This window comes from Allobosea sp. UC22_33, from assembly GCF_042700715.1.
Lineage (GTDB): Bacteria > Pseudomonadota > Alphaproteobacteria > Rhizobiales > Beijerinckiaceae > Allobosea.
In genome coordinates, this window is sequence record NZ_CP170556.1 from 445,590 (window position 1) to 471,874 (window position 26,285).

At 66.1% G+C, this 26,285-nt stretch carries 23 protein-coding genes and 1 pseudogene; 14 read left to right on the forward strand and 10 right to left on the reverse strand.

Going from position 1 to position 26,285, the window contains the following annotated elements; genetic code table 11:
• Positions 1 to 35 precede the first annotated feature (35 nt).
• Genes ACFJGT_RS02075 through ACFJGT_RS02100 form a run of 6 tightly spaced genes read left to right on the forward strand, consistent with a single transcriptional unit; the run spans position 36 to position 7,254 of the window.
• Positions 36 to 1,616: a sugar ABC transporter ATP-binding protein gene (locus ACFJGT_RS02075; protein WP_377845365.1), complete on the forward strand. Its 1,581-nt coding sequence runs from the start codon at positions 36 to 38 to the stop codon at positions 1,614 to 1,616.
• Positions 1,617 to 1,660: 44 nt separating this feature from the next.
• Positions 1,661 to 3,673 carry an ABC transporter permease gene (locus tag ACFJGT_RS02080; protein ID WP_377845367.1) on the forward strand — a complete coding sequence of 671 codons (2,013 nt, stop codon included), beginning with the start codon at positions 1,661 to 1,663 and terminating at the stop codon, positions 3,671 to 3,673.
• A gap of 14 nt (positions 3,674 to 3,687) precedes the next feature.
• Positions 3,688 to 4,467, forward strand: a complete 780-nt coding sequence (locus ACFJGT_RS02085; RefSeq protein ID WP_377845369.1) for an SDR family oxidoreductase — start codon at positions 3,688 to 3,690, stop codon at positions 4,465 to 4,467.
• On the forward strand, positions 4,464 to 5,414 hold the full coding sequence (locus tag ACFJGT_RS02090; RefSeq protein WP_377845371.1) for a 3-hydroxyacyl-CoA dehydrogenase: 951 nt from the start codon (positions 4,464 to 4,466) through the stop codon (positions 5,412 to 5,414). Before ACFJGT_RS02085 ends, ACFJGT_RS02090 begins: the two co-directional genes overlap by 4 nt.
• Before the next feature lie 9 nt (positions 5,415 to 5,423).
• Positions 5,424 to 6,353 (forward strand): 3-keto-5-aminohexanoate cleavage protein, encoded by a 930-nt coding sequence (locus ACFJGT_RS02095; RefSeq protein WP_377845373.1) that lies wholly within the window; start codon positions 5,424 to 5,426, stop codon positions 6,351 to 6,353.
• A gap of 22 nt (positions 6,354 to 6,375) precedes the next feature.
• Positions 6,376 to 7,254: an SMP-30/gluconolactonase/LRE family protein gene (locus ACFJGT_RS02100; protein ID WP_377845375.1), complete on the forward strand. Its 879-nt coding sequence runs from the start codon at positions 6,376 to 6,378 to the stop codon at positions 7,252 to 7,254.
• Positions 7,255 to 7,373: 119 nt separating this feature from the next.
• On the opposite strand, the pseudogene ACFJGT_RS02105 reads toward ACFJGT_RS02100, so the two are convergent.
• Positions 7,374 to 7,627, reverse strand: a pseudogene (locus ACFJGT_RS02105) (TCP-1/cpn60 chaperonin family protein); the annotation flags it as partial.
• A gap of 182 nt (positions 7,628 to 7,809) precedes the next feature.
• Between ACFJGT_RS02105 and ACFJGT_RS02110 the strand changes: the two are divergent.
• The 7 genes from ACFJGT_RS02110 (at position 7,810) to ACFJGT_RS02140 (ending at position 15,237) form a co-directional block, all read left to right on the forward strand.
• Positions 7,810 to 8,160, forward strand: a complete 351-nt coding sequence (locus tag ACFJGT_RS02110; protein WP_377845377.1) for a VOC family protein — start codon at positions 7,810 to 7,812, stop codon at positions 8,158 to 8,160.
• A 47-nt stretch (positions 8,161 to 8,207) separates the two neighbouring features.
• Positions 8,208 to 9,779: an ABC transporter substrate-binding protein gene (locus ACFJGT_RS02115; protein WP_377845379.1), complete on the forward strand. Its 1,572-nt coding sequence runs from the start codon at positions 8,208 to 8,210 to the stop codon at positions 9,777 to 9,779.
• A 99-nt stretch (positions 9,780 to 9,878) separates the two neighbouring features.
• The gene (locus ACFJGT_RS02120) at positions 9,879 to 10,844 is read left to right on the forward strand and encodes an ABC transporter permease (protein WP_377845381.1); all 966 of its coding nucleotides are present in this window, start codon (positions 9,879 to 9,881) and stop codon (positions 10,842 to 10,844) included.
• Positions 10,845 to 10,854: 10 nt separating this feature from the next.
• Positions 10,855 to 11,748, forward strand: coding sequence for an ABC transporter permease (locus tag ACFJGT_RS02125; RefSeq protein ID WP_377845384.1), 894 nt, complete (start codon positions 10,855 to 10,857; stop codon positions 11,746 to 11,748).
• A gap of 44 nt (positions 11,749 to 11,792) precedes the next feature.
• Positions 11,793 to 12,764, forward strand: a complete 972-nt coding sequence (locus ACFJGT_RS02130) for an ABC transporter ATP-binding protein (protein WP_377845386.1) — start codon at positions 11,793 to 11,795, stop codon at positions 12,762 to 12,764.
• A complete protein-coding gene (locus ACFJGT_RS02135; RefSeq protein WP_377848899.1) occupies positions 12,761 to 13,795 on the forward strand; it encodes an ABC transporter ATP-binding protein in 1,035 nt (344 codons plus the stop codon). The genes ACFJGT_RS02130 and ACFJGT_RS02135 overlap by 4 nt, the downstream gene beginning before the upstream one ends.
• The gene (locus ACFJGT_RS02140) at positions 13,792 to 15,237 is read left to right on the forward strand and encodes an ABC transporter substrate-binding protein (protein WP_377845388.1); all 1,446 of its coding nucleotides are present in this window, start codon (positions 13,792 to 13,794) and stop codon (positions 15,235 to 15,237) included. Before ACFJGT_RS02135 ends, ACFJGT_RS02140 begins: the two co-directional genes overlap by 4 nt.
• A 36-nt stretch (positions 15,238 to 15,273) precedes the next feature.
• Here the strand turns inward: ACFJGT_RS02140 and ACFJGT_RS02145 are convergent, their stop codons facing one another.
• Genes ACFJGT_RS02145 through ACFJGT_RS02160 form a run of 4 tightly spaced genes read right to left on the reverse strand, consistent with a single transcriptional unit; the run spans position 15,274 to position 19,855 of the window.
• Positions 15,274 to 16,203, reverse strand: a complete 930-nt coding sequence (locus ACFJGT_RS02145; RefSeq protein ID WP_377845390.1) for a dihydrodipicolinate synthase family protein — start codon at positions 16,201 to 16,203, stop codon at positions 15,274 to 15,276.
• 30 nt (positions 16,204 to 16,233) lie between these two features.
• Positions 16,234 to 16,896 carry an aspartate/glutamate racemase family protein gene (locus ACFJGT_RS02150; RefSeq protein ID WP_377845392.1) on the reverse strand — a complete coding sequence of 221 codons (663 nt, stop codon included), beginning with the start codon at positions 16,894 to 16,896 and terminating at the stop codon, positions 16,234 to 16,236.
• Positions 16,897 to 16,914: 18 nt separating this feature from the next.
• Complete coding sequence (gene hydA / locus ACFJGT_RS02155; protein ID WP_377845394.1) at positions 16,915 to 18,378, reverse strand: dihydropyrimidinase; 1,464 nt, start codon at positions 18,376 to 18,378, stop codon at positions 16,915 to 16,917.
• A 22-nt stretch (positions 18,379 to 18,400) separates the two neighbouring features.
• Positions 18,401 to 19,855: an amidohydrolase family protein gene (locus ACFJGT_RS02160; protein ID WP_377845397.1), complete on the reverse strand. Its 1,455-nt coding sequence runs from the start codon at positions 19,853 to 19,855 to the stop codon at positions 18,401 to 18,403.
• A 73-nt stretch (positions 19,856 to 19,928) separates the two neighbouring features.
• Between ACFJGT_RS02160 and ACFJGT_RS02165 the strand changes: the two genes are divergently transcribed.
• Positions 19,929 to 20,699 (forward strand): GntR family transcriptional regulator, encoded by a 771-nt coding sequence (locus tag ACFJGT_RS02165; protein ID WP_377845399.1) that lies wholly within the window; start codon positions 19,929 to 19,931, stop codon positions 20,697 to 20,699.
• Positions 20,700 to 20,820: 121 nt separating this feature from the next.
• Here ACFJGT_RS02165 and ACFJGT_RS02170 read toward each other — a convergent pair whose 3' ends face one another.
• The 5 genes from ACFJGT_RS02170 to ACFJGT_RS02190 are packed head-to-tail and all read right to left on the reverse strand — an operon-like array spanning position 20,821 to position 26,255.
• A complete protein-coding gene (locus ACFJGT_RS02170) occupies positions 20,821 to 21,828 on the reverse strand; it encodes an ABC transporter ATP-binding protein (protein WP_377845401.1) in 1,008 nt (335 codons plus the stop codon).
• Positions 21,825 to 22,811: an ABC transporter ATP-binding protein gene (locus ACFJGT_RS02175; protein ID WP_377845404.1), complete on the reverse strand. Its 987-nt coding sequence runs from the start codon at positions 22,809 to 22,811 to the stop codon at positions 21,825 to 21,827. Before ACFJGT_RS02175 ends, ACFJGT_RS02170 begins: the two co-directional genes overlap by 4 nt.
• The gene (locus tag ACFJGT_RS02180) at positions 22,808 to 23,644 is read right to left on the reverse strand and encodes an ABC transporter permease (RefSeq protein WP_377845406.1); all 837 of its coding nucleotides are present in this window, start codon (positions 23,642 to 23,644) and stop codon (positions 22,808 to 22,810) included. The genes ACFJGT_RS02175 and ACFJGT_RS02180 overlap by 4 nt, the downstream gene beginning before the upstream one ends.
• A complete protein-coding gene (locus ACFJGT_RS02185; RefSeq protein ID WP_377845408.1) occupies positions 23,641 to 24,612 on the reverse strand; it encodes an ABC transporter permease in 972 nt (323 codons plus the stop codon). Before ACFJGT_RS02185 ends, ACFJGT_RS02180 begins: the two co-directional genes overlap by 4 nt.
• 26 nt (positions 24,613 to 24,638) lie before the next feature.
• A complete protein-coding gene (locus tag ACFJGT_RS02190) occupies positions 24,639 to 26,255 on the reverse strand; it encodes an ABC transporter substrate-binding protein (RefSeq protein WP_377845411.1) in 1,617 nt (538 codons plus the stop codon).
• Positions 26,256 to 26,285 lie beyond the last annotated feature (30 nt).

Below are 26,285 nucleotides of genomic sequence, written 5' to 3' on the forward strand. Positions count from 1 at the left end.
TTTCCACATTCCCAACGCAGGAAGGACGGCAGCCCGTGCTTCAGCGCGAGATTTCCAGCGACGGCGCGCGCATCGCTGTCGCAGCCCGCGACATCCGCAAGGTCTATGGTGCTACGATCGCGCTCAACGACGTCGGCTTCGACATCCGGGCCGGCGACACGCATGCGCTGCTCGGCGAGAACGGTGCCGGCAAGTCGACGCTGGTCAAGCTGCTCTCCGGGTTGGTGCGACCGACGACCGGCGGCTTCGACATCTTCGGTACGCGCGCCGAGCTGCATTCCCCGGCCGCGTCCCACGGCCACGGCATCCGCACCGCCTTCCAGGAACTCAGCCTGGTTCGGGATCTGAGCGTGCTCGACAACATGCTGCTGCCGACCCCGCCACGCGGGCCGCTCGGCCTGATCCGGCGCGGGGAAGCACGCCGCGCGGTCGAGGCCCATCTCGTGGCGCTCGGCCTGGGCGCGATCGACCCGCGCTCGGAAATCCGCGACCTCGACCTCAACGAGCGCCAGAAGATCGAGATCGCCCGCGCCCTCTTCCGCAAGCCGCGCATTCTCCTGCTCGACGAGCCGACCTCGACCTTGTCGGGCAGTGACATCGACTGGCTTGGTGACATCATCGCCCGATGCAAGGCGCAGGGCGTCACCACCGTCTTCATCTCGCACCGCATGCGCGAAGTTCGGGCCTTCTGCGACCGCGTCACGGTGCTGCGCGGCGGCAAGCACATCGCGACGCGCCCCCTCTCCGAGGTTGGCGACGAGGAGCTGATCGGGCTGATCGCAGGCGGCAGCGGCGGCCATTCGTTTCCACCGCGCCCGCCGCGCAGCCTCCTGTCCGACACGGCCGTGCTGGCGACCCGCGGGCTTTCGGTCGGCAACCGGCTCGACAAACTGGATCTGAACCTTCGCCGAGGTGAAATCCTCGGCGTCGCCGGGCTTCAGGGCATGGGCCAGCTCGAATTGTTCTCAGCGCTCTTCGGCACGGCCGAGAGCGAAGGCGAGATCCGGATCGACGGGCACCCGGTCAGCCTGACCTCTCCGCGCGACGCCCTGGATGCGCGCATCGGCATCGGCCTCGTCCCGGAGGATCGCAAGACCGAGGCGCTCTTCCTGAAGCTCGACGGGCGCCGCAATGTCTCGCTGCCGGTGATCGAGCGCTACAGCCGCTTCGGCTTCGTCGACCGGCAGCGCGAAGAGCAAGCCGTCGCCCGCATTATGGCCCGGCTCAATGTGCAGATGCGGGCGCTATGGACGCCGGTGAAGGCATTTTCCGGCGGCAATCAACAGAAGATCGCCGTGGCGAAATGGCTCTTCGCCGAGAGCCGGATCCTGCTGCTGTTCGACCCGACCCGCGGCATCGATGTCGGCACCAAGAACGAGATCTATGCGCTGATGCGGGAATTCGCCGCTGCCGGCGGCTCGATCCTGTTCCATTCGACCGAGACGGCCGAGCTCGACCATCTCTGCGACCGGGTGCTCGTGCTCTATCGCGGCGGGCTGGCGGCGAGCCTCGACGGCGAGGCGATCAGCGAGGACGCGATCCTGCGCGCCATGCTCGGCGGCGGATCAGCCGTGATCGCCGATGAGCCGGCTCCCGCTTTGGAGGCCGCGCGATGAACTCCCTTGCTGCAGCCGCGCCTCGCACAGCGCTATCCTCTCGCGTGCGGAGCTGGCCAGACCGCTCGCGCGGGCCGCTGATCGCGGTCGGCGTCTTCCTGATCTGCCTCGGCCTTGTGCGCTGGCTGAGCGGTGGCACGCTCGGCTACTACGAAATCGGCACGCTCGCCGCCGGCGGCGCGACGCTCGCCATCGCCGCGAGCGGCCAGACCATCGTGGTGCTGACGGGCGGGTTCGACCTGTCTGCCGCTGCCGTGATCTCGCTCGTCAACGTCTCACTCGCCGGGCAGATGCAGGACAGCCCCGGCTCGATCGTGCTGTGGGTTGTGCTCGGCATCGGGATCGGCGCGGCAACCGGCGCCTTCAACGGGTTGTTCATCGCCGGCCTGAGGCTCCAGCCGATCGTGGTGACACTCGCCACCATGTTCATCCTTCAGGGCGTCACGCTGCTCGTGATGGACAAGCCCGGCGGCGAGATTCCGTCCGGCTTCGCACAGGCGCTGACCGGCAATGCCGTCCCCGGCCTGCTGCCGATGCCGGTGCTGCTGCTCGCCCTTCTGATCGCGCTCTGGCTTGCTCTCAAGAACACTCTGTTCGGCAAGGCGCTGCCGGCGCTCGGCTCCGACCGGGAGGCGGCGCGCGCCGCCGGCCTCAGCGTCAGGCTGCACGAGTTCTTCGCTTATGTGCTGGCGGGCGGACTCTACGGGCTGGCGGGCATCTTCATCAGCGCCCAGACCGGCTCGGGCGACCCGTTGGTCGGCAACCCGATGCTGCTGCAGATGTTCGCGGCCGTGGTGCTGGGCGGCACCGTGCTGGGCGGCGGGCGCGGCGGCATCGTCGGAACGATTTTCGGTGCCTATGTGCTGATGCTGGTCGTCAACATCCTGCTGGTGCTCAACGTGCCGGCCTTCTACTCCTCGGTAGTCGAGGGGCTGATTCTGGTGCTGGCGGTGCTCGCCTCCTCGCTCGCCCGCGATTCCGTCCTGCTGCGCAGCTTGCGGCAAGTGGTCGCCCGCTCCGCTGCCCGCCGCGCCGGCCGGCTGCCGCGCCAACTCGACCTGCCGCCGGTCCGCGTCGCCCTGCCGATGACGGATCCGGCCATCGAACGCCCGGTCTGGTGGCGCCGCCATGCGGAGGCACTGCGTAATGGCCTGCCGGCCTATCTCTGCTTCATCGCCGTGCTCGTCGTCACCCAGTTCGTGCTGGGCAACACCATCCTGTCCTGGCCCTATTACGACTCGCTGATTGTGCTGGGCTGCTTTCTCGCGATCCTCGCGCTAGGGCAGGGCGCGGTGATCCTGACCGGCGGCCTCGATCTCTCCCTGCCCTGGACGATCGGGCTGTGCGGCATTCTCTGCGCCGGTCTGCTCTCCGGTTCGGATGCGGCGCTGGTGTATGTCGTGCCGGCGGTGCTGGCGGTGGGCGCCCTGATCGGTCTCGTCAACGGCCTCGGCATCGTGGCACTCGGCCTCTCGCCGATCGTCATGACGCTTGCGATGAACGGCATCCTGCAGGGTGCGGCGCTGGTCTATTCGGGCGGGACGCCGAGCGGCTTCGCCTCACCCGCTTTGCGCTGGCTGATGACGGCGAAGGTCCTCGGCGTCACGCCGATCGTGCCCTTGGTCGCGCTCTTCGCCGCTGGCGCGGCGATCCTGCTCGGCCGCACGGTGTTTGGCCGGCGCGTCTATGCCATCGGCAATGGCGAGAGGCCGGCGGAGCTGTCCGGTGTCCCGGTCAAGGCCACGCTGGTCAAGGTCTACATGCTGTCGGGCCTGTGCGCGGCGGGGGTCGGCATCCTGCTCTCCGGCTTCTCCGGGCAGGCGAGCCTCGGCATGGGTGACGACTATCTGCTGCCGTCCATCGCGGTCGTGGTGGTCGGTGGCGCGCTCATCACCGGCGGACGCGGCTCCTATCTCGGTATGCTCGGCGGCGTGCTGTTGCTCACCGCGCTCCAGACCCTGCTGGCCGGAACCACCGTGCCCTATGCCACCCGCGCCATCCTGTACGGTGTGGTGGTGCTCGGCGCCGTCGTGGCGCTGCGCGAACGCTCGCATTGAGGAGACGACGAACGATGCCCGCACTTGCGCTCAAGCCCGGCCTTCGCGTCGTCGTCACGGCCGGCGCCTCCGGCATCGGGCGCGCCATCGCCGATCTGCTGATCGAGAACGGCGCGCGGGTGCATATCTGCGATATCGACGAGAGCCATCTCGCCGATTTCCGCGCCGCCCATCCCCGCCATGGCGCGACGCGCTGCGATGTCGCGGACGATGCCGATGTCGCCCGGCTCTTCGAGGAAGCGCGGACCACGCTCGGAGGGCTCGACGCGCTGATCAACAATGCCGGCATCGCGGGGCCGACGGGCGGCGTCGAAGAGATCGACCCTGCCGCGTGGCGCCGCACCATCGACATCTGCCTCACCGGCCAGTTCCTCTGCACGCGGCACGCCGTGCCGATGCTGAAAGCCGCCGGAGGCGGCGCCATCGTCAACATGTCCTCCTCGGCCGGGCGCTTCGGCTACGCCTTCCGCACCCCGTATTCAGCTGCGAAATGGGGCATCATCGGGCTGACGCAGTCGCTGGCCAAGGAGCTCGGCCCCGCCAATATCCGCGTCAACGCGATCCTGCCCGGGATCATAAAGGGGCCTCGAATGGACGGGGTGATCCGTGCCCGCGCCGAACAGGTCGGCGTCTCATTCGAAGATATGCGCGAGCAATATCTTCAGCGCATTTCGCTGCGCCGCATGACCGAGGCGGAGGACGTGGCGGCGATGACGCTCTTCCTGCTGACGCCGGCCGGCAACAACCTCTCTGGCCAGTCCTTCCCTGTTGACGGCAATCTGGAGTCGCTGTGATGCGCACGACCATCGTCGGCTCTGGCCTGATTGGCCGCTCCTGGGCGATCAGCTTCGCCCGCGCTGGGCACGAGGTCAGGCTCTGGGATCGCGAGGCGCAGGCGCCGCATGCGGCGCTCGACTTCGCCGCCTCGGTGCTGCCCGAGCTCGCGGCCAACGGCCTGCTTGGCGGCCACACGCCGGCCGACGTGCTGGCACGGCTGAAGCCGGTTGAGGCGCTCGATGAGGCGCTCGCCGGCGCCGGCCATGTTCAGGAGAGCACGGCCGAGATTCTCGAGAGCAAGCGCGCCGTCTTCGACGATCTGGATCGGCTGGCACCGCCGGAGGCGGTCATCGCCAGTTCGACCTCGGCGATCCTGCCCTCGCGCTTCATGGAGCAGGTGGCCGGCCGCGCGCGCTGCCTCGTCTGCCACCCGATCAACCCGCCCTATCTCGTTCCCGCCGTCGAGGTCTGCCCCTCGCCCTGGACGGCGCCAGAAACGGTCGAGAAGGCCGCGACCTTCATGCGAGCCTGCGGACAGCAGCCGCTGGTGATGAAACGCGAGATCGACGGCTTCATCATGAACCGCATGCAGGGGGCGCTGCTTGACGAGGCCTTCCGACTGGTCGCCGACGGCATCGCCGATGTCGAGGATGTCGATATCGGCATTTGCGAAGGACTGGCGCTTCGCTGGTCCTTCATCGGCCCGTTCGAGACGATCGACCTCAACGCGCCCGGCGGGGTGCGCGACTACGCCCAGCGCTACCAGCACATCTACAGCGGCATCGCCGCAGAACTCGCCGGCCGTCGCGCCGACTGGAATGGACCGGTGATGGACACCGTCGAGGGCCAGCGCGCCGCTCGCCTCTCTCGCGACGACCTCGCCCAGCGCCAGATCTGGCGGGACAGGCGCCTGATGGCGCTCGCCGCCCATAAGCGCGCTGCCGCGCGCGACATCGGAGAATAGGAGCCCACCATGGCAAAGGCCCGGAAGGTCATCATTTCCTGCGCCGTCACAGGCGCGATCCATACCCCATCGATGTCGCCTTTTCTGCCCGTGACGCCGGAGGAGATCGCGGACGCCGCGATCGGCGCGGCCGAAGCCGGCGCCGCGATCGTCCACCTCCATGCCCGCGATCCGCAGACCGGCGCGCCGGACCAGACGCCGGAAGCCTTTGCCCGCTTCCTGCCGATCATCCGCCAGCGCAGCGATTGCGTGGTCAACATCACCACCGGCGGCGCCCCGACCATGACGATCGAGGAGCGGGTCAAGCCCGCCGCGACCTTCAAGCCGGAGCTGGCCTCGCTCAATCTCGGCTCGATGAATTTTGGGCTCTTCGGCATGCTCGACCGCTTCAAGGACCTGAAGCATGAATGGGAGCGGACCTATCTCGCCAACAAGGAGATCATCTTCCGCAACACCTTCGGGCAGATCGAGCACATCCTGACCACCTGCGCCGGCAGCGGCACGCGCTTCGAATTCGAGTGCTACGACACCGCCCATCTCTACAACCTGAAATATTTCTTCGACCGCGGGCTGGTGCGGGGCCCGCTCTTCATCCAGACGGTGTTCGGCCTGCAGGGCGGGATCGGAAACCATCCCGACGACGTTGCGCATATGAAGCGCACGGCCGACCGGCTCTTCGGCGACCAGTATCGCTGGTCCGTGCTGGGCGCCGGCCGCAACCAGATGAACATCGCCGCCATCGCAGCAGCCCAAGGCGGGCATGTCCGCGTCGGACTCGAGGACAGCCTGTGGCTGGGGCCGGGACGGCTTGCCGAGACCAATGCCGAGCAGGTGCGCCGGGTGCGGCTGATCCTGGAAGGGCTGGGGCTGGAGATCGCCACACCCGACGAGGCGCGCGCGATGCTGGAGCTCAAGGGCGGCGACAAGGTCGCATTCTGACGACACCGACAGGGAGGATAGCATGCGCATCGAAGTGCTGGTCGACGTCAAGACGACGCTCGGAGAGGGCCCGCTCTGGGACGTGGAGCAGGAGCGGCTCTACTGGATCGATTCCTTCGACGGCCGGGTGTTTCGCGCGACCGTCGATGGACGCGAGGTGCGCGCATGGGATGTGCCGCAGAAGATCGGCTCGATGGCGCTTCGCAAGGACGGGCAAGGCGCCATCGTCTCGCTGCAGCGCGGCTTCCATGCGCTCGACTTCACGTCCGGCGAGGTCACGCTGATTCATGATCCGGAACCCGACCAGCCCAGCAACCGGCTGAACGACGGCAAGGTCGACAAGCGCGGCCGCTTCGTCGCCGGCTCGATGGATACGCAGGAGGAAGGCGCCAACGGCGCGCTCTACAGCCTCTCGACCGATTTCAAGGTGACGAGGCTCGACACCCGCATTGTCTGCTCGAACGGCCCGTGCTGGAGCCCGGACGGGAAGACCTTCTATTTCCAGGACACCTGGTCCGGCGAGATCTGGGCCTATGACTACGATCTCGATACGGGCGCGGCGACGAACCGCCGCGTCTTCGCCAAGGTCGACACCTCGAAGGGCGGCGCCGCGGACGGCTCGACCGTCGATGCCGAGGGCTTCCTCTGGAACGCGCTGGTCTATGACGGACGGCTGGTGCGCTACGCGCCGGACGGCAGCGTGGACCGGATCATCGACATGCCGGTCAAGAAGGTGACGAGCGTGATGTTCGGCGGGCCGAACCTCGACATCCTGTTCGTGACCTCGATGGCCAAGCCGCCGCTGCCGCGCTTCCCCGGTGACGGCGTGCTGCGCGGCAGCCTGTTCGCGATCTACGATCTCGGGATCAAAGGCCAGCCGGAAATGCGGTTTGGCGCCTGAGGAGCCTGTCGAAGCCTTCTGAGAGCGGACATCGGAGTGTCCGGAACGGGCAAAAACGGCGCTGCCTGCCGTGAGGCGAGCGATGCGCGTAAGAGCGGCCAGACCAAGTTTTGGTGCGCCTCGGCGATCATCGCCTCGGTGGTGATCAGCAGGCCGCGACCGACGCCGCATCCTGGATCGCCGTGCGCATGACCTTGGTCGGGTCAATGATGCCGGCCTTGACCAGATCGCGGCATTCGCCGGTCTGGGCGTCGTAGCCCCAGGCATAGTCCTGCGACTCCAGCAGCTTGCCGACCACGACCGCGCCATCGCCGCCGGCATTCTCGACGATCTGGCGGGCCGGAGCGGTGATCGCCTTGCGGACGATCTCGACGCGGTGCGCTGATCGTCACAACGGCCGCCCTTGCTTGACATGAAATACGTTTGGTATACCGTTGGAATAACAAGACGCTCCCGGCGACGATACGTGCCGTGTAATGGGCGCGCAGGGGAACGGTAGAGAGGGTTGATGCAATGAGTGCACCCATGCGGCCCGCCCATGCGGCAACCGAAAAGTTGATCACTTTCCTCTATTACCGCGACCTCTCAACCGCGATGCGCTTCTATGAGGACGTGATCGGGCTGACACTTGAGATCGATCAGGGCTGGTCGAAAATCTACCGCGTTACACCGAATGGCTATGTCGGCCTCGTCGACGAAAGCCGCGGTAGCCACCGGGCCAACGATATCAAGCCAGTGCAGATCTGCATCCGCGTCGCCGATGTCGACGCCTGGTACGCCTATATCCGCGACATCGGCCCCGCCGGACTGCGCGAGCCGCGGAGCAGTGCAGAGCTCAAGATCCGCGCCTTCGTCTTCAACGACCCCGAAGGCTACCAGATCGAGATCCAGTCGGCGCTCGCCTGAACGCGCGGAGTGCCAATCAGAAGCGGAAAAGGCGAGGGAGCGATCAAATGATCAGAAGCGGCCTTACGGAATTTTCCCGCCGAGGAGCGCTCGGTCTGGCGCTGCTCGGTGGTGTCGCGTTTTCCGGCGTTGCGCGGGCTCAGGAGAAGGCTCTCACCATCGCCCTGACGGCGGATGCGGTGATCCTCGACCCGCATGCCGCCAACGAGCTGACCGGCAACATCATGTTCTACCACTTCTACGACCCGCTGGTGGCACGCACGCCGGAGCTGGGCTTCGAACCGGGCCTGGCCGAAAGCTGGCAGGTAGTGGACGACACGACCTGGGTGTTCAAGCTCCGCAAGGGCGTCAAGTTTCACAACGGCGACGAGCTCAAGGCCTCCGACGTCATCTACACCTTCGAGCGCCTGAAGAAGGCGCTGATGTCGAACCTCGTCGCCAATATCGCGTCCTCCCGCGCGATCGACGACTACACGGTCGAGATCAAGACGCCCAAGCCCTACGCCGTGCTGCACATGGCGCTGGCCGAGGTGCTGATCGTCAGCGAGAAATACACCAAGGCCATAGGCGACGAGCAGATGGGCCTGAAGCCCATGGGCACGGGACCTTACAAGCTCGCCGAATGGGTCAAGGAAGACCGCATCGTGCTGGCCGCGCATGCCGACTACTGGCGCGGCAAGCCGAAGATCGACAAGGTCACCTTCAAGCCGATCACCAACCCGGCGACGCGCACCGCCGCGCTTCTCACCGGCGGTGTCGACGTCATCCAGGACCTGGCGGTGCGCGACGTGGCGAGCGTCAAGGCGAATCCGGCCTTCGAGGTGATCACGCGGCCAAGTCTGCTCAATATGGTGATCGCGATCGACACGCGCGAAAAGTCGCCGACGATCGACCTGCCGAGCAATCCGATGCGTGACCGGCGCGTGCGCGAGGCGTTGGTGCGTGCCATCAATATCGAGGCCATAAAGACCGTCGTGATGAACGGCTTCGCCACGCCGAGCGAGCAATACGTCCCGTCCTCGCACCTGGGATATGTGCCAGGGCTCGATTTCCGGAAGACCTACCCGTTCGACCTGGAGAAGGCCCGGGCGCTGATGAAGGAAGCCGGGTTCGAGAAGGGGTTCTCCATGACCCTCGACACCACCAACAACCGCTATGTCAACGACGGCGCGATCGCGCAGGCGCTGGCCGGGATGCTCGCGCGGATCAACGTCAAGCTGAACCTCAACCTGATGCCGCGGTCGAACTTCTTCGGGTACATCCGCGTGCCGTCCGACAAGTCGAGCTTCATCATGAGCGGTTGGGATACGCCCTCGGGCGATGCGGGCAACATGTATTCGACGCTGCTGTACAGCCGCGGCAAGAAGCCCGGCTTCGGCCAGGCCAACCGCGGAGCGTTCAGCAACGAGGAGTTCGACGGCTGGATCGACAAGGCGGACGCCACCGCGGATATCAAGCAGCGTAACGGTTTCCTGCAGGAGGCGACCAAGGTTGCAACCCGCGAGATCCCGATGATCCCGCTCCATTACGAGCAGGACATCTACGCGGCAAAGAAAGGCATCAAGGTCGTGCCGCGCATGGACAAGTTCATCTGGGCCTACGAGATGGATGTCAGCTGACGGCTGTTCCCGGCTTCGAAAATAGCCCGGCCGGCCTGGCAAGGCCGGCCCCTTATGGCGCCCGCGCCCATGACACGTCACGCCTGAAAGTTTGCCCTCGTGCTAGGCTATCTGCTCAAGCGATTGATCCAGATGATCGTGGTCCTCTGGGCCGTATCCGTGCTCGTCTTCGTGATGATGAGCTTCACGGGCGATCCGACGTACATGATGGTCCCGCTCGACGCGACCGAGGAGCAGATCGAGCAGGCTCGAAGACTGCTCGGGCTCGATGACAGCCATCTCGTCCAGTATTGGCGCTTCCTGTCGAGCCTGACGCAAGGTGATTTTGGCCGCTCGTTCGTGTTCCGGCAGCCGGCGATGCAGCTCATCCTCGAGCGCCTGCCAGCGACGCTCGAGATCGTTGCGCTCGCCATGGCGATCGCGCTCGTGCTGGCGATTCCGCTCGGCGTCTACGCCGGTGCCAACCCGCAGCGCGCGGGAAGCCGCGCCGTGATGGCGGGCTCGCTCGTCGGTATCTCGCTGCCGGGCTTCTGGCTCGGCATGGTTCTGATCTTCGTCTTCGCGGTGAAGCTCCAGCTCTTTCCTTCCTCGGGGCGCGGTCCGACGCAGGAATGGCTCGGCATGCGGGTCAGTTTCCTGAGCTGGGAAGGCTTGCGCCACCTCATCCTGCCGGCGCTGACGCTCTCGGTCGGCACGCTCGCCATCCTGATGCGCATCATCCGCGCCGAGATGATGGAGGTGATGAAGCAGGACTACATCAAGTTCGCCCGCGCGAAGGGCACGGATCGGCGGGGCGTGCTGTTCAAGCACGGGCTCAAGAACGCGCTGATCCCGCTTGTCACCGTATTCGGTCTGATGCTGGGCGATCTCATCGCTTTCGCGACGCTGACCGAGACGATCTTCGCCTGGCCCGGGATCGGCAAACTCCTGGTCGACTCGATCTATCGCGGCGACCGACCGGTGATCGTCGTCTACCTGATGTTCGTAGCCTTCATGTTCGTCGTCGTGAACTTCGTCGTGGACATGCTTTATGCGCTCATCGATCCGCGCATCAAGATCAAGTGAAGCGCCGCCGATGAATGCCTTCTCGTCGTCCATCTCCCGCTTTGCAGCCTCGGAGTTCTTCCACAACTTCCGCCATAACAGTTCCGCCATCCTCGGCAGCGCGATCGTTGTGATGTTCGCGGTCATGATCGCGCTGGGCCCGTGGCTCGTCGCGCAGGACCCTTATGACGTTGCCCAGCTCGAACTGATGGATTCCTTCAAGCCGCCGGTCTGGCTGGAGGGCGGGACGTCGCAATATCTGCTGGGCACCGACGGACAGGGCCGCGACGTGCTCGCCAGCATCGTCTACGGCAGCCGCATCTCGCTGTTCATCGGGGTCGCGGCGATGCTGGGTTCGTGCCTGCTCGGCACCACGCTCGGTCTTCTCGCCGGCTTCTATGGCGGCAGGCTCGACAGCCTGATCATGCGCATCGCCGATATCCAGCTGTCCTTTCCATCCGTGCTGACCGCGCTGTTCCTGATGTCGGCATTCGGAACCGGCGTCGACAAGGTGCTGATCGCGCTCATTTCGGTGGGCTGGGTCGTCTATGCGCGCATCGTGCGCGGCTCGACGCTCCGGGAAACGCAGAAGGAGTATGTCCAGGCGGCGCGGGTGTCGGGCCTTCCGAACCGCAAGATCATCCTGCGCCATGCCCTGCCCAACGTGCTGACCCCGTTGATCGTGGTAGCGACCATCCAGGTCGGCACCTTCATCCTGATCGAGGCATCGCTGTCCTTCCTCGGCGTCGGCGTGCCGATCACGGAGCCATCGCTCGGCCTGCTCATCAAAAACGGCTTCGACGTCCTCTTTTCCGGCCTGTGGTGGATCTCGGTGTTCCCGGGGCTGTTCATCATGCTGATCGTCTTCGGCATCAACCTGCTCGGCGACTTCCTGCGCGACGAGCTGAACCCGCGGCTCAAATGATCCCGTCCCCGCTCCAAACCGGCGCGATCCAAACCGCCGAGACTGTGCCGCTGCTCTCCGTCCGCGGCTTGAAGACGTACTTCCACACCTTCGGCGGAGTGGTGAAGGCGGTCGACGGCGTCGATTTCGACCTGGCAACAGGCGAGATACTCGGTCTCGTCGGAGAATCCGGCGGCGGCAAATCCATGATCGGCTTCTCGATCATGGGGCTGATCGACCCGCCGGGCCGCATCGAGGCCGGCGAGATCCGTTTCGAAGGGCAGGATCTGGTTCGGCTCGACGAAGGCGGCATGCGTAATATTCGGGGCAAGCGCATCGGCATGATCTTCCAGGATCCGATGACGGCGCTCAATCCGCTCTACACGGTCGGCAACCAGCTGGAGGAAATGCTACGCCTGCACACCGATCTGCCGGCGGCGGCGCGACGAGCCCGCTGCATCGAAATGCTGCGCGAGGTCGGCATTTCCCAGCCTGAGGAACGGCTGAACAACTATCCGCACCAGTTCTCGGGCGGAATGCGCCAGCGCGTCGTCATCGCGATCGCGATGATCGCCGGCCCCCGCCTGCTGATCGCCGACGAGCCGACGACGGCGCTCGACGTGACCATCCAGGCGCAATTGCTGCGGTTGATGAAGCGGCAGGTCGAGCAGACCTCTGCCTCGCTGATCCTGATCACCCACGATCTGGCGGCCGTTTCGCAGATGGCCGATAAAATGGTTGTCCTTTATTGCGGACGCATCGTCGAACGGGGCTCGACAGCGCGGTTGATCCGCAGCCCTGCCCATCATTACACGCGCGGACTGCTTGACTCGATCCCGCATGACGACCGCTCGCGGCGCCGTTTACACCAGATTCCCGGCTCGGTGCCGAACATCCGAAAGCTGCCGCCCGGCTGCGCCTTTGCCCCGCGCTGCCCGGCGGCTCAACCTCTATGCCGCGAGGTCGAGCCGGTGCTGACCGAGTTCGCGCCGGGCCAAGCCACCGCCTGTCATTTCCCGCTGGAAGCGAAACTCTGATGGCGCCGCTGCTGCAGGTCAGTAATCTCGAACAGCGCTTCGACGCGAGCGGCGGCTTCTTCGAACGCCTGCGCCTGCGCAACGGCCGTATCACGGCGCCTCGGCGCATTGTACACGCCGTCAACGGGGTGAGCCTGTCGATCGAGCGCGGTGAGGTGCTCGGCATCGTCGGCGAGAGCGGCTGCGGGAAGTCGACGCTCGCCAAGACCGTTATCAAGCTGCACGAGCCGACGGCCGGCTCCATCCTGCTCGACGGCGAAGACATCACCCGCCACGGGTTTGCTCTCATGCAGCCAATCCGCAGCAAGATGCAGATGATCTTCCAGGACCCCTACGCTTCGCTGAACCCCCGCCAGCGCGTCCGCGACATCGTGATGGAGCCCTATCTCGAGAACGCGCCGGGCAAGGTGCACGATGTGCAAGAGAAAGCGCTCGCGCTGCTGGCCAAGGTGGGCCTCGGCCCCGAACATGCCGATCGCTATCCGCACCAGTTCTCCGGTGGTCAGCGCCAACGCATAGGGATCGCGCGTGCGCTGTCGGTTGAACCCAAGCTCATCATCGCGGATGAGCCGGTCTCGGCGCTCGATGTTTCTATCCAGGCTCAGATCCTCAATCTCATGATGGATCTCAAGGACGAGTTCGGCTTCTCCTATCTCTTTATCACGCACGATCTTTCAGTGGTCCGTCACATCAGCGACCGGATCGGGGTGATGTATCTCGGCTTCATGGTGGAGACCGGTCCGACCGAGGCGATCTTCGAGAGCCCGAAACACCCCTATACGCGCGCGTTGCTCGCAGCCGCCCCCGTACTCGGAGAGCCGCTCGCAGCCGCCGCCGATGAGATCAAGGGTGAGGTGCCGAGCGCGCTCGACCTGCCCTCGGGCTGCTGCTTTCGCACCCGCTGCCCGCTGGCCTTCGACCGCTGCACGCGCGAGCGCCCTGTCCTGCGGTCGCAACCAGGCGGGCAGTCCGTCGCCTGCCATCTCCATGACGCTACGGCGCTCGCCACCTCGACGGATACCCATCCATGACAACGGTTACGATCAGCCAGCCCCGGATCACCCTTGACGATCCCCATGCCTGCACGGACTCCAATGACGTCCTCACCGTTTTCGGCGCGTTGTTCGACACGCTGGTACGGCGCGTGCCAGGCGGTGGTTACGGTCCCTCGCTCGCGACGCAGTGGTCGGTGTCGGAGGATGCGCGGCAGTTCACCTTCCGCCTGCGCGAGGGCGTCGTCTTCCATGATGGCGAGCCTTGCGACGCGAACGCGGTGCGTTACGCGTTGCTGAGGATGGCGCGCCCGGACATGGGCGCGACGCTCGGCGCGCCGGGCGTCTACGCGCAGTATCTTGCGGGGATGATGGTCGAGGTCATCGCCAGCCACGAGATCACGCTGACGCTGGCTCAGCCGCTCGCGGACCTCTTCGACATCCTGTCCTACGGACACATCGTCTCGCCGGCCGCCGTCGAGGCGGCTGGAGACGACCTCGCGAAGCGGGCGGTCGGAACCGGTCCCTACAGGCTTGAGCGCTATGTCCCTGGCGAGCGGATCGAAGCCGTTGCCAACCCGAACCATTTCGACGGAGCCCCCCGCTTCGAGCGGATCGCGTGGATCAAGGGCGAGACGGCGCCGGCGCGCGCCGAGGCGCTGCGGACAGGCTCCGCCGATGTCGCCAACGGCCTGCCGCGCTCGGCACTGTCGGAGCTCGCCGCGCCCGGCTTCACCACGCATGACTTTCTGTCGCCGACGGCGCTGATCATGATGTTCAACGCCGCCGAAGGACCCGCGCGCGACCCTCGCGTCCGGCTTGCGCTCAACCTCGCTATCGACCGGGAGGCGCTGGTCCGCGAGGTGCTCGGCGGCGCGGGCCAGCCCCTGCACGGCTTCGTCAGCCCCGTGCATTACGGCGCCGATACTGATGCGCTCGCTTTTCGGCGGGATATCGCCAAGGCGCGAAGGCTCCTTACCGAGGCTGGCCATGGCGACGGCCTCACGCTTCAGCTCTATTGCCCGACACGTTTGCCGGACGAGGCGCAGGTGCTAGCCGATGCGGTGGAGGCGCAGTTGATGGAGCTGAACGTGCGCTTCGAACGCCATGTCGAACCCGACCGGGTGCATTACGCCAATCAGGTCCGGCTCAAGGCGATCCACGACCTCTGCGTCTTCGATTCGAGCCCGATGAGCGTCTTCCGCGTTCTGCACGAGAAGATCGATTCGCGCGTCCGCGGCGCGTGGTGGGAAGGCTACGCCAACCCCGCTGTCGAGCGGCTGATCGACGAGGCGCGCGCGACGGTCTCACCTGAGGCGCGCGAAGCGGTTTATCGCCAGTGCTACCGCCTGCTGCAGCAGGACCCGCCTTGGCTCTATCTCTATAACCATCGTCGGGTGATCGGCCTGCGCGGCGCCCATCCCGGCTGGCGGATGCGCAGCGACGGCGTCCTCGACGTCCGCGGGCTACCGCCGCTCTGAGCCTTGCCCCAGAGCGGCTCGTTGACGCTCTTCGTGCTACGCCAGAGCCGCCAGGCGGCGCTCCTGACGCTCGATCAAGCGCTCGATGTCGCCGATATCGCTCGTCGAGAGCCGGCCGGCCGGCGCGCGCAGCGCCGCCGAGGCGATGACCCCGCGCTTTGCCAGGATGTGCTTCCTGATCTGCAGGCCGAGCCCAGGCTGGAGTTCGTAGCGGGCCAGCGGCAGATAGGCATCGAACAGATCGTGTGCCCGCTCGACATCGCCCGCCGCATGGGCCTTGCAGACATCGACCATCATCTCGGGATAGGCGAAGCCGGTCATCGCGCCATCGGCGCCGCGGCTCAGCTCCTCGGGCAGGAACACGCCGCCATTGCCGCACAGAATGGAAATGCGGCGGGTCTCGCCGCGATCGCTCGCCGCGCGCAGCGCGCCGATCTTGTTGAGGCCCGGCCAGTCTTCGTGCTTGAGCATGACGCAGCTTGGGAGATTGCGAACGACGCGCAGGATCACCGAGGCCGAGATCTGCACGCCCGTCGCCAGCGGGTAGTCCTGCAGGACGAACGGGATATCGCCGAGCATCGCGGCGGCCGTCTCGAAATAGGCGTAGATCTGGTCGTCCGTTCTCAGTGAGGAGGGAGGAGCGATCATGACGCCCGAAGCGCCAGCATCCATGACCTGGTCGCTCAATTCCTTCAAAGGCGCGAAGCCCGGAGCGGAAACGCCGACCACGACAGGGACCCGGCCCGAGACCCGACCCAGCACCTGCTTCACGATGGCCAGAGATTCGGCCGCGGTGAGCTTGGGTGCCTCGCCCATCATACCGAGCAGCGTCAAACCCGTCGCGCCCTTGTCCAGATAGAAATCGACCATCGAATCCAGGCTGGCGGAATCAATTGCGCCCTGGTCGGTGAACGGGGTGACTGCGATGACATACACGCCGGACGCAGTTTCGCTGATGTGTGGCATGGGCCGTGTTCTTTCGAGCAGAGAGTAAAATCAGAGATCGGCGAGGAGCACGCGGCCGAGCGCCATCGCTGTCGCGGCCTGCGTCGGCTCGACGACCGGGATGCCGAGTTCGGCCTGGAGGCGGGCGCGATAGCGCGCCATGCCCGCGCAGCCCATGACGATGACGTCCGCGCCATGGCTGTCCCGCAGGGACCGGCCGGTCGCCGCCATGCGCTCATAGGTGCGCGCCTCGTCGGCGAGCTCGGTCACGCCCAGGCCGATCGACAGGTCGCCCGCGAAGCGCGCCATCACGCCCATCGCGCCGAAATAGCGCAGGTGGCGGGGAATGGAGGTCGGCAGGATCGCAATGACGCCGAAGCGCTGGCCGAGAGTGAGCGCGGTCAGGACGCCAGCTTCCGCGATGCCGAAGACCGGGTGCCGGCTCTGCTCGCGCAGCGCGTGCAAGCCTGGATCACTGAAGCAGGCGATGACGAACGCCGCAGCCTCATCTTCGAGGTCTCTCGCTCGCTTCAGGAGGGGGCTGATGACCCCATCCACATCACGCTGGCTCTGGATGCCGGCGGGGCCCTCCGGCAATGTCAGGCAGGCGATCTGCGGACCCTCTGGAGTGCGTAGCGGCGCCACAGCCCTATTGATGGCATCGGTCACCGACTCCGAGGAGTTCGGATTGATGACGAAGATCGTGCGGCTCATGCGGAGCTTTCCTCAGCCTCAGTAGAGATCGGCGCCGAAATTGCGCGCGGGATCGAATTCGGGAGAGAGCCGGCTGGTCGGCTTGGTCGCTTCGCCAGCCTGGCGCAGGAGGAGCCGGCCGGAGCCCGGCCGGGCGTTGAGAGCGCCTTCGGCAACGATGATTTCGCCGCGCCTGAGGACGGTGCCGGGCCAGCCGGTGACGGTGCGGCCGGCGAACGGGTTGTAGCCGGCGTTGTCGTGCAGCTCGTCGGCGAGCTCGACGCGGCGCTCGGGGTCCCAGATGGCGATGTCGGCATCCGCCCCGATCGCCAGCGAGCCCTTGCCGGGCAGGTCGTAGATGCGGGCGGGAGCAGTCGCGGTGAGTTCGACGAATTTCGACAACCCCATCCGGCCTTGCGAGACCATCGCGTCGAACAGCAAGGGCAGGCGCATCTCAAGGCCCGGCATGCCGTTGGCGATCTGCTTGAAGCTGGGATTGTCGCCGGCGCTGAGCTTGCCGCTGGCGTCGAAGCGGTAGGGTGCATGATCGGAGGACAGGATCTGCAGATCGCCGAGTGCCAGCGCCCGCCAGAGCGCTTCCTGATCCGCTTGCGTGCGCTGCGGCGGCGAGCAAATCCATTTCGCGCCCTCGAGTCCGGGGCGATCGAGGTCTTGAGCCGTCATCAGCAGGTAGTGGGGGCAGGTCTCGGCGAAGATCTTGACGCCGCGACCGCGCGCCTCGCGGATCACAGCCGCGCCCTCCGCCGTCGAGACGTGGAAGATCACGATCGGCTGGTCGAGCAGTTCGGAAAAGGCGATCAGGCGGTGGAAGGCCTCGACCTCCGCCGCGCGCGGATGGCTTACCGCGTGGAATTTCGGCGCGACGTAGCCTCGGGCGACGAGCCTGTCGCCCATCCATTTCAGCAGGCCGTGATTCTCCGCGTGGACGCAGATCAGGGCGCCCTCGGCTCGCGCGGCCGCCATCACGTCGAGCAGTTGCTGGTCGTTCACCTGCACCGCGTCGTAGGTCATGAAGACCTTGACCGAGCGATGGCCGGCCCTGATCAGGGCGGGCAGATCGAGCGCGATGGTCTGCTCGTCCGGGTTGGCGACCATCAGGTGGAAGGCGTAGTCGATGATCGCCCCTCTTCGCGCCAGCGCCGCATAATCCTCGACGACCGTCACGAGGTTGGCACCGCGGTGTTGCGCCGCGAATGAGACGACCGTGGTCGTACCGCCGAAGGCGGCTGAGCGCGTCGCAGTCTCGAAAGTGTCGGCGTTCATCAGGCCGCCGCCCGACAACTGCTCGATATGGCAGTGGGCGTCGACACCCCCGGGCAGCACGAGCAGGCCCGCGGCATCGATCTCGCGCCGCCCGGCAGGCAGGTTGGAGCCGATGGCCGCGATCTTCTCGCCGGATATCGCCAGATCGGCCTTGAAGACGTCGGTCGCGGTGGCGATCGTGCCGTTGCGAATGACGGTGTCGTATTGGATGTCTGTCATCGCTGTCTCCGGTACCGGGCGGTCAGTGGACGCCGCTCGCGCGGGTATGGCCGAAGAAGTCTTCCGGCATCGCGAGCAGGTGGCTCAGCCCGGTGCGCTCCAGCATCCGCTCGCATTCGCGCTGTGCCGCCGCGATCACGGCATCCTCCGCGACGCTCAGCACGCGGCGGTCCTCCATAAGGACGCGGCCGTCGACGATCACCGTGTCGACGTCGTTGCCGTTGGCGAAGCAGGTGACGCGGAAGGCGGGCATATTCATCGGCGCCATGTGCGGCCGTGCCAGGTCGACCAAGATGATATCGGCCTTCTTGCCGGGCTCCAGCGATCCGATCTCGGCCTCCAGCCCGAGCGCGCGGGCCCCGTCGATCGTCGTCATTTCGAGCACGCGCCCAGGCGGGAGGACGGCAGGGTCGCGGAAATGCGTGCGGTGATAGTGCATGCATTGCTGGATGTGGCGGAACATGTCGGCCGAGCGGTCGGGCGCCGTTGCATCCGAGCCGAGGCAGACCGTGACGCCTGCGTCGAGCAGCTCCGTCGCCGGGCAGCGGCCAAGGATAGAGGCCACTGCGCTCGGATTATGCGCGATCCGGGTGTCCGTTTCGGCGCAAATAGCGATCTCGCGCTCCGTCAGGTTCGTCGCATGCGAGAGCAGCGCATCGGGCCCAAGCAGTCCCATCGCATGGGCATAGGCGACGCTGTTTCGCGTGTGACCATCCTGCGTGAAGAGCGTCCCTGTCTCACGGGACAGGGCGCGGGCGGCAAGCGTCTGCCGCCTCGCTTCTTCAAGCATGACGGGATCGAGGCCATCGATATGCTCGTCGCGCAATGTCGGCGTCAGCATGGCGATGCGGATGCGGTTGCCGAGCGCCCCGTGCCAGCGCGCGATGACATCCCGGCAGGTCCGCATCTGGCGATCGAAATCGACCTTGGTGTCGCTGCGCCGGTCACCGTCCCAGCGTGCATAGGTTCGCGGGTGCGGCGGCCGCGTCGGGCCGATCGCGACGATGGAGCGCGTCCCGACCTCGCCGACTCCCTCGCAATGAGCCGCCGCATAGGCGGGATCGTCCGTGCGCATGATGCTATCGCCGCCGCCGAGCAGGGATACACCGGTCGTCACGCCGAAGCGAAGCCGCTCTACGGCCGCAAGCTGGGCCTCGGCATGCCAAAACGCTTCGGACGAGCCCACCGTGTAAGCCTGCTCGCAAGCGTCGTACCAGAGGTCGCTGCGGCCGCCGCCCATCGTTTTGATCAACCCGTGGCCGGCATGGGCGTGACCGTCGATCAAGCCGGGCATGATCGCCTTCCGCCGGGCATCGATCACGCGTCGAGCGCTATGCCGATTGCCGATCTCTTCGCTCGGGCCGACATCGACGATGCGGTCCTCGACGATCGCGACGGCTCCGTCATCGATGATGCGTCTTGAACCATCCATGCTGATGACCACGCCGCCCGTTACAATCAGATCAGCCAAGCCCATCTCCCTCGACCTGCAGCAGCGACGCCCTACGTGACTTCAACATACCGATGGTATACACATGGGATGGCGTGACGTGAACCCTTTCAATGCGGCTTCCGGTGCAAGATTGCCCGTGACCGTTGGGCGGGCACCCGTTGCGTCCGGCGAGGAAATGCGGCAGCTCAAATCCAGGAATGAAGGGATCCCCGCATTGACCGCCGACCAAGCTTCGATCTCGACACTCGGCCACTCGACCTATGAGCGGCTGCGCGACATGATCCTCAATGGTGAATTGCCGGCGGGCGCCTCGCTGCAGGAAAAGAAGCTCGCCGAGCGTCTTGGGGTTTCGCGCACGCCAGTGCGGGAAGCTACGATGCGCCTGATGATGGAAGGGCTGGTCTTGCGTACCGCCGGGCTAACTCCGGTCGTGCGCCGTCTCTCTACCGACGACTTCATCGAAATCCTGCATGTCAGGCGACTACTCGAAGTCGAGGCGGCCGGACGAGCCGCCGAAACGGGCGGCTCTGCGGAACTCCGTGCGATCGCCGCTCGCATCGCCGAATTTCGCGATGGCTACGAGCCTACGCCCGAAGAGCATGTGGCCGTCGATGATCGACTTCACCAAATCATTGCAGGTCTTGCGGGATCCCGCCTGCTGGCAGAGATGATCGACGATCTCCGCAAGAAGACCAAAATCTTCGACATGGGGCGGCTGCCCGAGCGTTTTGAGCCGGGGGTGCACGAGCATCTGGAGATCATCGATGCTATTTTTGCGCGGGACGTGACGCGTGCGCAGGATGCGATGCGAGCTCACATCGACAATGTTCGATCTAGCGTCATGAATCACTTGCGGCGGTTGTTCTGAGGCGCGCCACGAGCAGACATTGGAGCTTGTCCGGGAAGCGGACTTTGACAATCTGCTCGGGGAATGCCCGATTTCGCGCGCGTTTCGATCCCTAGCAACAATTACGGCGCGAGTTTCCCAGTCAGGCTGCGAACTGCACCCCTGTCATCTCCTCGGCGCGATGGCAACGCACTTCGCGGCCGGCGGCGTCGCGCAGAAGCGGCACTTCCTTCGTGCAGCGCTCTTGCGAAAAGGGGCAGCGTGTGTGGAAGCGGCACCCGGTGGGCGGATCGAGCGGGCTCGGCACGTCGCCTTCGAGCGGCTTGGCACGCGCGGCGTTGCGGTCGCGGCCGATTTCGGGAGAGGCGCCGAACAGGGCGCGGCTATACGGGTGGACAAGGGTCTGCCCGAGGGCGGCCGCGTCGCCGATCTCGACGACCTGGCCGAGATACATCACCGCGATCCGGTCGGAGATATGCCGCACCAGCGCGAGGTTGTGCGAGATGAAGATATAGGCGACCCCGGATTGCTCCTGAAGGTCGTTCAGCAGGTTGATGATCTGGGCCTGGACCGAGACGTCGAGGGCGGAAACGGGCTCGTCGCAGACGATGAGTCGCGGCGAGACCGCGAGCGCGCGGGCAATGGCGACACGCTGGCGCTGGCCGCCCGATAACTCGTGCGGGTAGCGGTCGATATAATCATCCGACAATCCGACGCGGCTGAGGAGTTCGCTGACACGGGCACGACGCTCGCTGCGTGCGCAGAGCTTGTGCAGCCGCAGGCCGTCGCCGATCGACTGGCCGATCGTGCGGCGCGGGTTGAGGCTGGCATAAGGGTCCTGGAAGACGATCTGCACCGCGCGCCGGAGCCGCCCGGGATCGTTGCTCAACAAGGCCTGGGCGTCCGCCCCGTCCAGCAGGACACGCCCTGAGGTCGGCTCGTGCAGGCCTGTCAGGCAGCGGGCGAGGGTCGACTTGCCGCAGCCGGATTCGCCGACCACGGCCAGCGTCTCGCCCGGCTTGACCGCGAGATCGACGCCGCTCAGCGCGAAGACCGTCCGTCCGCCGCCTAAGGCCGATCCGACCCGGTATTCCTTGACGAGATTGCGCGCTTCGAGGATCGCGCCACCGCTGTTATCCGGCTCGTTCATGCGACTGCGGGCTCCGGATGATGGCAGGCGACCTGACGCCCGCCGCCGACCAGGCCGGGAGGCGCCAGAGTGCAATCGGCCATGGCGCGATGGCAGCGCGGCGCGAAGCTGCACCCTTTCGGCATCTTCACAGGCGAGGGGACGGTGCCGCCGATCTCCGGCAGCCGCCCGGAGGCATCGTCCTGCCAGTGGGCCGCCCTGAGAAGGCCTTGCGAATAGGGATGTGCCGGCGCCCGGAACAGATCGGTGACGGGCGCTTCCTCGACCTTGCGGCCGGCATACATGACGGCGACGCGATCCGCGACCTCCCAGACCACGCCGAGATCGTGGGTGATCAGCAGCACGGCCATGCCGAGTTCGGTCTTGAGCCGTTCGATCAGCTTCAGGACCTGCGCCTGGATAGTGACGTCGAGCGCGGTCGTCGGCTCGTCCGCGATCAGCACTTTCGGCTCGCAGGCCAGGGCTATGGCAATCATGACGCGCTGCCGCATGCCGCCGGAGAGGTTGTGCGGATACTGGTCATAGCGCTCGGCCGGAGATGGTATGCCGACGAGATCCAGCAATTCGATCGCCCGCCGGCGCGCGGCACCGGCAGGGAGGCCGCGATGCAGCCGCAGCGACTCGGCGATCTGCCAGCCGATCGTGAAGACCGGGTTGAGCGCCATCATCGGGTCCTGGAAGATCATGCCGATGCCGCCGCCGCGCACCCCCCGCATCGCCTGCTGCGACAGGGACATGAGGTCCCTCCCTTCGAGCAGGACGCGGCCGCTCACATGGCAGCGGCTGCGCATGGCGAGGAGGCCGAGGATCGACATCGCGGCCGTGCTCTTGCCGCAGCCCGATTCCCCGACGATCGCCAGGGTCTCGCCGGCCGACAGCGTGAAGGACAGGCCGGAGACGGCCTTCACGGCGCCGTGGCTCGTCGGGAACGTGACGCTGAGATCCTCGACGGCGAGGACAGGGCGGGCGGCGGGATGCGTCATCGTTGCCGGAGCCTCGGATTGAGGGCGTCGTTGAGGCCTTCCCCGACGAGGTTGATGCACAGCACGGTGATCAGGATCGCGAGGCCGGGAATCGCCGGCATCCACCAGGCCGTGCGCAGGACGGTGCGGCCGACGCCGATCATGTAGCCCCAGGAGATCAGATCGGGGTCGGCCAAGCCGAGGAAGGAAAGCCCCGATTCCGTCAGGATCGCCGTCGCGACGAGGAGGCTGGAGACGACGATGACGGGCGGAAGCGCGTTCGGCATGATCTGGCGCGTCGCGATTTCGAGGCCCGACATGCCCAGCGCCCGGCAGGCCTGGACATATTCGCGGTCGCGCTGGGACATGAACTCGGCGCGCGCAAGGCGGGCGACCGGCGGCCATGAGACGACGGCGATTGCGGCCGTGACGGTGACGATCGACGGGCCGAAGATGGCGATGATCACGACTGCGAGCACGAACGAGGGGATGGTCAGGAAGAAATCGGTCAATCGCATCAGCACGGCATCGATCCAGCCGCCGCGATAGCCGGCAAGCGCGCCGACGGCGACGCCGAGCACCGTCGCTCCCAGGCTGGCGACGAGGCCGATCAGCAGCGAGACGCGGGCTCCGCCGATCAGCCCGGCCAGGATGTCCCGGCCCGAGACGTCGGTGCCGAGCGGGAAGCGGGCCGAGGGCGGCTGCGCGGGCCGGCCGATCATGTCATAGGGGTCGACCGGGTAGAGCGCCGGGCCGAAGATCGCCGCGGCCACGATCAGCAGGAGGAAGACGAGGCCGACCACGGCGGCCACGTTGAGGCTGAAGCGCCGCCAGAATTCCGCGAGAGCGCTCATTTCGCCATCCTCGGATCGAGCACGCCATAGAGAAGGTCGACGACGAGGTTCGCGGCAACGACCAGGATCGACGAGATGAACAGGATGCCGAGCAGCAGGTTCAGGTCGCGCTGCTGGAGCGCATCGAAGAGTAGGCGCCCGAGGCCCGGCCAGCCGAACACCGTCTCGACCAGGATAGAGCCGCCGAGCATGTGTCCGATCTGCACGCCCGCCATGGTCACGACGGGGAGAAGCGCGTTGGCGGCCGCGTGGACGAAGCCGACCCGCGTTTCCGACACGCCCTTGGCGCGGGCCGTGGTGACGAAGTCGTAGGTGTAGACCTCCAGCATCGAGGCTCGCATCAGGCGGGTGTAGAGCGCAACGTAGAAGAGCCCGAGCGTCACCGCGGGCAGGACGAGGTGACGGGCGACGTCGAACACGCGCAGCGGCCAGGAGATATCCTGCCCGATCGTCATCATGCCGCCCGAGGGAAGGATGCCCAGCGTTACCGAGAAGAACACGATCAGCATGAGGCCGAGCCAGAATTGCGGCGTGGCATAGGCCAGCAGCGCCAGCACCGAGATGATGCTGTCCAGCCATTTTCGGTGCCGCATCGCGGCGATCGTCCCGAACAGCATGCCGAGCAAAGTCGCGACGAGGATGGCGGTCATCATCAGCAGCACGGTTGCCGGGGCGAGTTCCGCGATCAGGGACAGGACCGGCCGCTGCTGCACATGCGACACGCCGAGGTCGAATGTCAGGAGCTTGCCGAGATAGATGAAGAACTGCTGCCAGAGCGGGCGGTCGAGCCCGAAGGAGCGGCGCAGTTCCGCGACGAATTCCGTCGTCGCCCCACCCGATTGCGCGGCGATGATGTCCGCCGCGTCGCCAGGCGCCATGTGCAGCAGGGCGAAGTTGAGAACGGCGATGCCCAGCACGCTCGGAATGACGATGGCGGCGCGCTTGCCAATGAACAACAAGGATTTCATCGCGCCCTCCCGTCCCCAATCCAGCGTCAGTCTTTCCAGACCGCGTCCCAGGGCGAGTACATCGAAATGCCGTTGGTGATCAGGCCGTGGACCTTCTTGTTCCAGACATGCGTGTAGGCGGGTTCCATCAGGAAGATGACCGGCAGCTCGTCGTGCAGGATCTTCTGGAGCTCGTCGAACTGCTTGCGCCGGGCGGCCGGGTCCGTCTCGTGCGCGGACTTGGCGAAAAGCGCGTCGACCTTCGGGTTGCTGTAGCCCATCGAGTTGGTGAAGGTCGCCCCCTTCTTGATGAAGCCCGTCCCGAAGGTGCGCTCGACGCCGATCGAGGGGTCCGAGTAGTTGTGCGAGAAGGTGCTGGTGAGGTTGAAGTTCCAGTCGGTGTAGATCGTCTTCAGCCAGCCGCCGAGATCGGCGCTGCGCGTCTCGACCTGGATGCCGATCTTGCCGAGCTCCTGACGGATATATTCGGCGAGGCGGACATAGTTCTCGCCATAGGGCAGGAAGTTCTGGCTGAGCTTGAAGCGGACATTGCCGGCGCCCTTCGGGTAGCCCGCCTCATCCAGCAATTTGACGGCCTTGGCGGGGCTGTACTCGTATTGCGGCAGCGATGTGTTGAAGAAGGCGCTGGCGCTGACGATGGGGCCTCGGGCCGGCTTGCCCTGGCCGTACCAGATCACCTCGGCGATGCGCTCGCGATTGAGCCCCATGCTGATCGCCTGGCGGACCTTGAGGTCCTGCAGCGGCTTCTCGCGCAGGTTCAGCTCAAGCCAGAGATTGGGGCCGAGCGCCTCGCTGCCCGCCTGCGAGGCTTCGAGCTTCGGCGATGCGGAGAGGCGCTGCACCTCCGCTTCGGGCAGCCCGCTCATCGGGGCGAGATCGACCTCGCCGGTCTCGACAGCGATAGCGCGAGCGGCGCCGTCCGGGATCATGCGCACGATAACGCCGTCGAGGCAGGGGAAGCCGGTGCGCCAATAGTCCTTGTTCCGTTCGAGCGCGATATGGCTGCCCTTCTGCCACTCCTTGAAGCGGAACGGGCCCGTGCCGATCGGCTTCTGCATCACCTCCGCGCCGCGGACGGCCGCGGCCGTGCCCATGTCGATGCCGGCGAAGGCATGAGCCGGCAGGATCGGGGTTTCGCCGGCCTGGAACACGTTCATGAAGAAGGGGACCGGACGCTTCAGCGTGAAGACGACGGTGAGCGGGTCCGGTGTGGCGACGCCCTCCAGATCGCCGAAATAGACGTGGCCGCGCGAATGATAGGGCTTGACGATCTTCTCGACCGAGAACTTCACGTCCTCGGCGGTGAAGGGCTTGCCGTCATGCCATTTCACGTTGGGGCGGAGCTTGAAGGTGTAGGTCTTCCTGTCCTCGGAGACCGTCCAGGACTCCGCGAGGCCGGGCTTGGGTTCAAGCGATGGCCCGTCATAGTTGAGTAGGCCCTCGAAAATCTTCGTCGCCACCAGCGCAACGGGAACGGCGGAGGTCGCGATCGTGGACAGCGCGCTCGGCTCCAGGCTGTAGGCGTAGGTCAGCGTGCCTCCGGTCTTGGGGCAAGCCTGTGCCTGGGCTGCGCCCGCGTACAGGGCCATCGCCGGAGCCGCCAGAAGCATGGCCGTGAGGGTCTTGAGGGTCTTGGAGTTCATGCTCGGAGCCTCTCGTCTGGCGGTGCTGGC

Excerpts from the sequence above, each read along its gene's own strand:
- ACFJGT_RS02085 (WP_377845369.1), top strand. The coding sequence starts at position 3,688 with ATGCCCGCACTTGCGCTCAAGCCCGGCCTTCGCGTCGTCGTCACGGCC.
- ACFJGT_RS02095 (WP_377845373.1), top strand. The coding sequence starts at position 5,424 with ATGGCAAAGGCCCGGAAGGTCATCATTTCCTGCGCCGTCACAGGCGCG.
- ACFJGT_RS02100 (WP_377845375.1), top strand. The coding sequence starts at position 6,376 with ATGCGCATCGAAGTGCTGGTCGACGTCAAGACGACGCTCGGAGAGGGC.
- ACFJGT_RS02115 (WP_377845379.1), top strand. The coding sequence starts at position 8,208 with ATGATCAGAAGCGGCCTTACGGAATTTTCCCGCCGAGGAGCGCTCGGT.
- ACFJGT_RS02125 (WP_377845384.1), top strand. The coding sequence starts at position 10,855 with ATGAATGCCTTCTCGTCGTCCATCTCCCGCTTTGCAGCCTCGGAGTTC.
- ACFJGT_RS02140 (WP_377845388.1), top strand. The coding sequence starts at position 13,792 with ATGACAACGGTTACGATCAGCCAGCCCCGGATCACCCTTGACGATCCC.
- ACFJGT_RS02145 (WP_377845390.1), bottom strand. The coding sequence starts at position 16,203 with ATGCCACACATCAGCGAAACTGCGTCCGGCGTGTATGTCATCGCAGTC.
- ACFJGT_RS02150 (WP_377845392.1), bottom strand. The coding sequence starts at position 16,896 with ATGAGCCGCACGATCTTCGTCATCAATCCGAACTCCTCGGAGTCGGTG.
- hydA (WP_377845394.1), bottom strand. The coding sequence starts at position 18,378 with ATGACAGACATCCAATACGACACCGTCATTCGCAACGGCACGATCGCC.
- ACFJGT_RS02160 (WP_377845397.1), bottom strand. The coding sequence starts at position 19,855 with ATGGGCTTGGCTGATCTGATTGTAACGGGCGGCGTGGTCATCAGCATG.
- ACFJGT_RS02170 (WP_377845401.1), bottom strand. The coding sequence starts at position 21,828 with ATGAACGAGCCGGATAACAGCGGTGGCGCGATCCTCGAAGCGCGCAAT.
- ACFJGT_RS02175 (WP_377845404.1), bottom strand. The coding sequence starts at position 22,811 with ATGACGCATCCCGCCGCCCGCCCTGTCCTCGCCGTCGAGGATCTCAGC.
- ACFJGT_RS02180 (WP_377845406.1), bottom strand. The coding sequence starts at position 23,644 with ATGAGCGCTCTCGCGGAATTCTGGCGGCGCTTCAGCCTCAACGTGGCC.
- ACFJGT_RS02185 (WP_377845408.1), bottom strand. The coding sequence starts at position 24,612 with ATGAAATCCTTGTTGTTCATTGGCAAGCGCGCCGCCATCGTCATTCCG.
- ACFJGT_RS02190 (WP_377845411.1), bottom strand. The coding sequence starts at position 26,255 with ATGAACTCCAAGACCCTCAAGACCCTCACGGCCATGCTTCTGGCGGCT.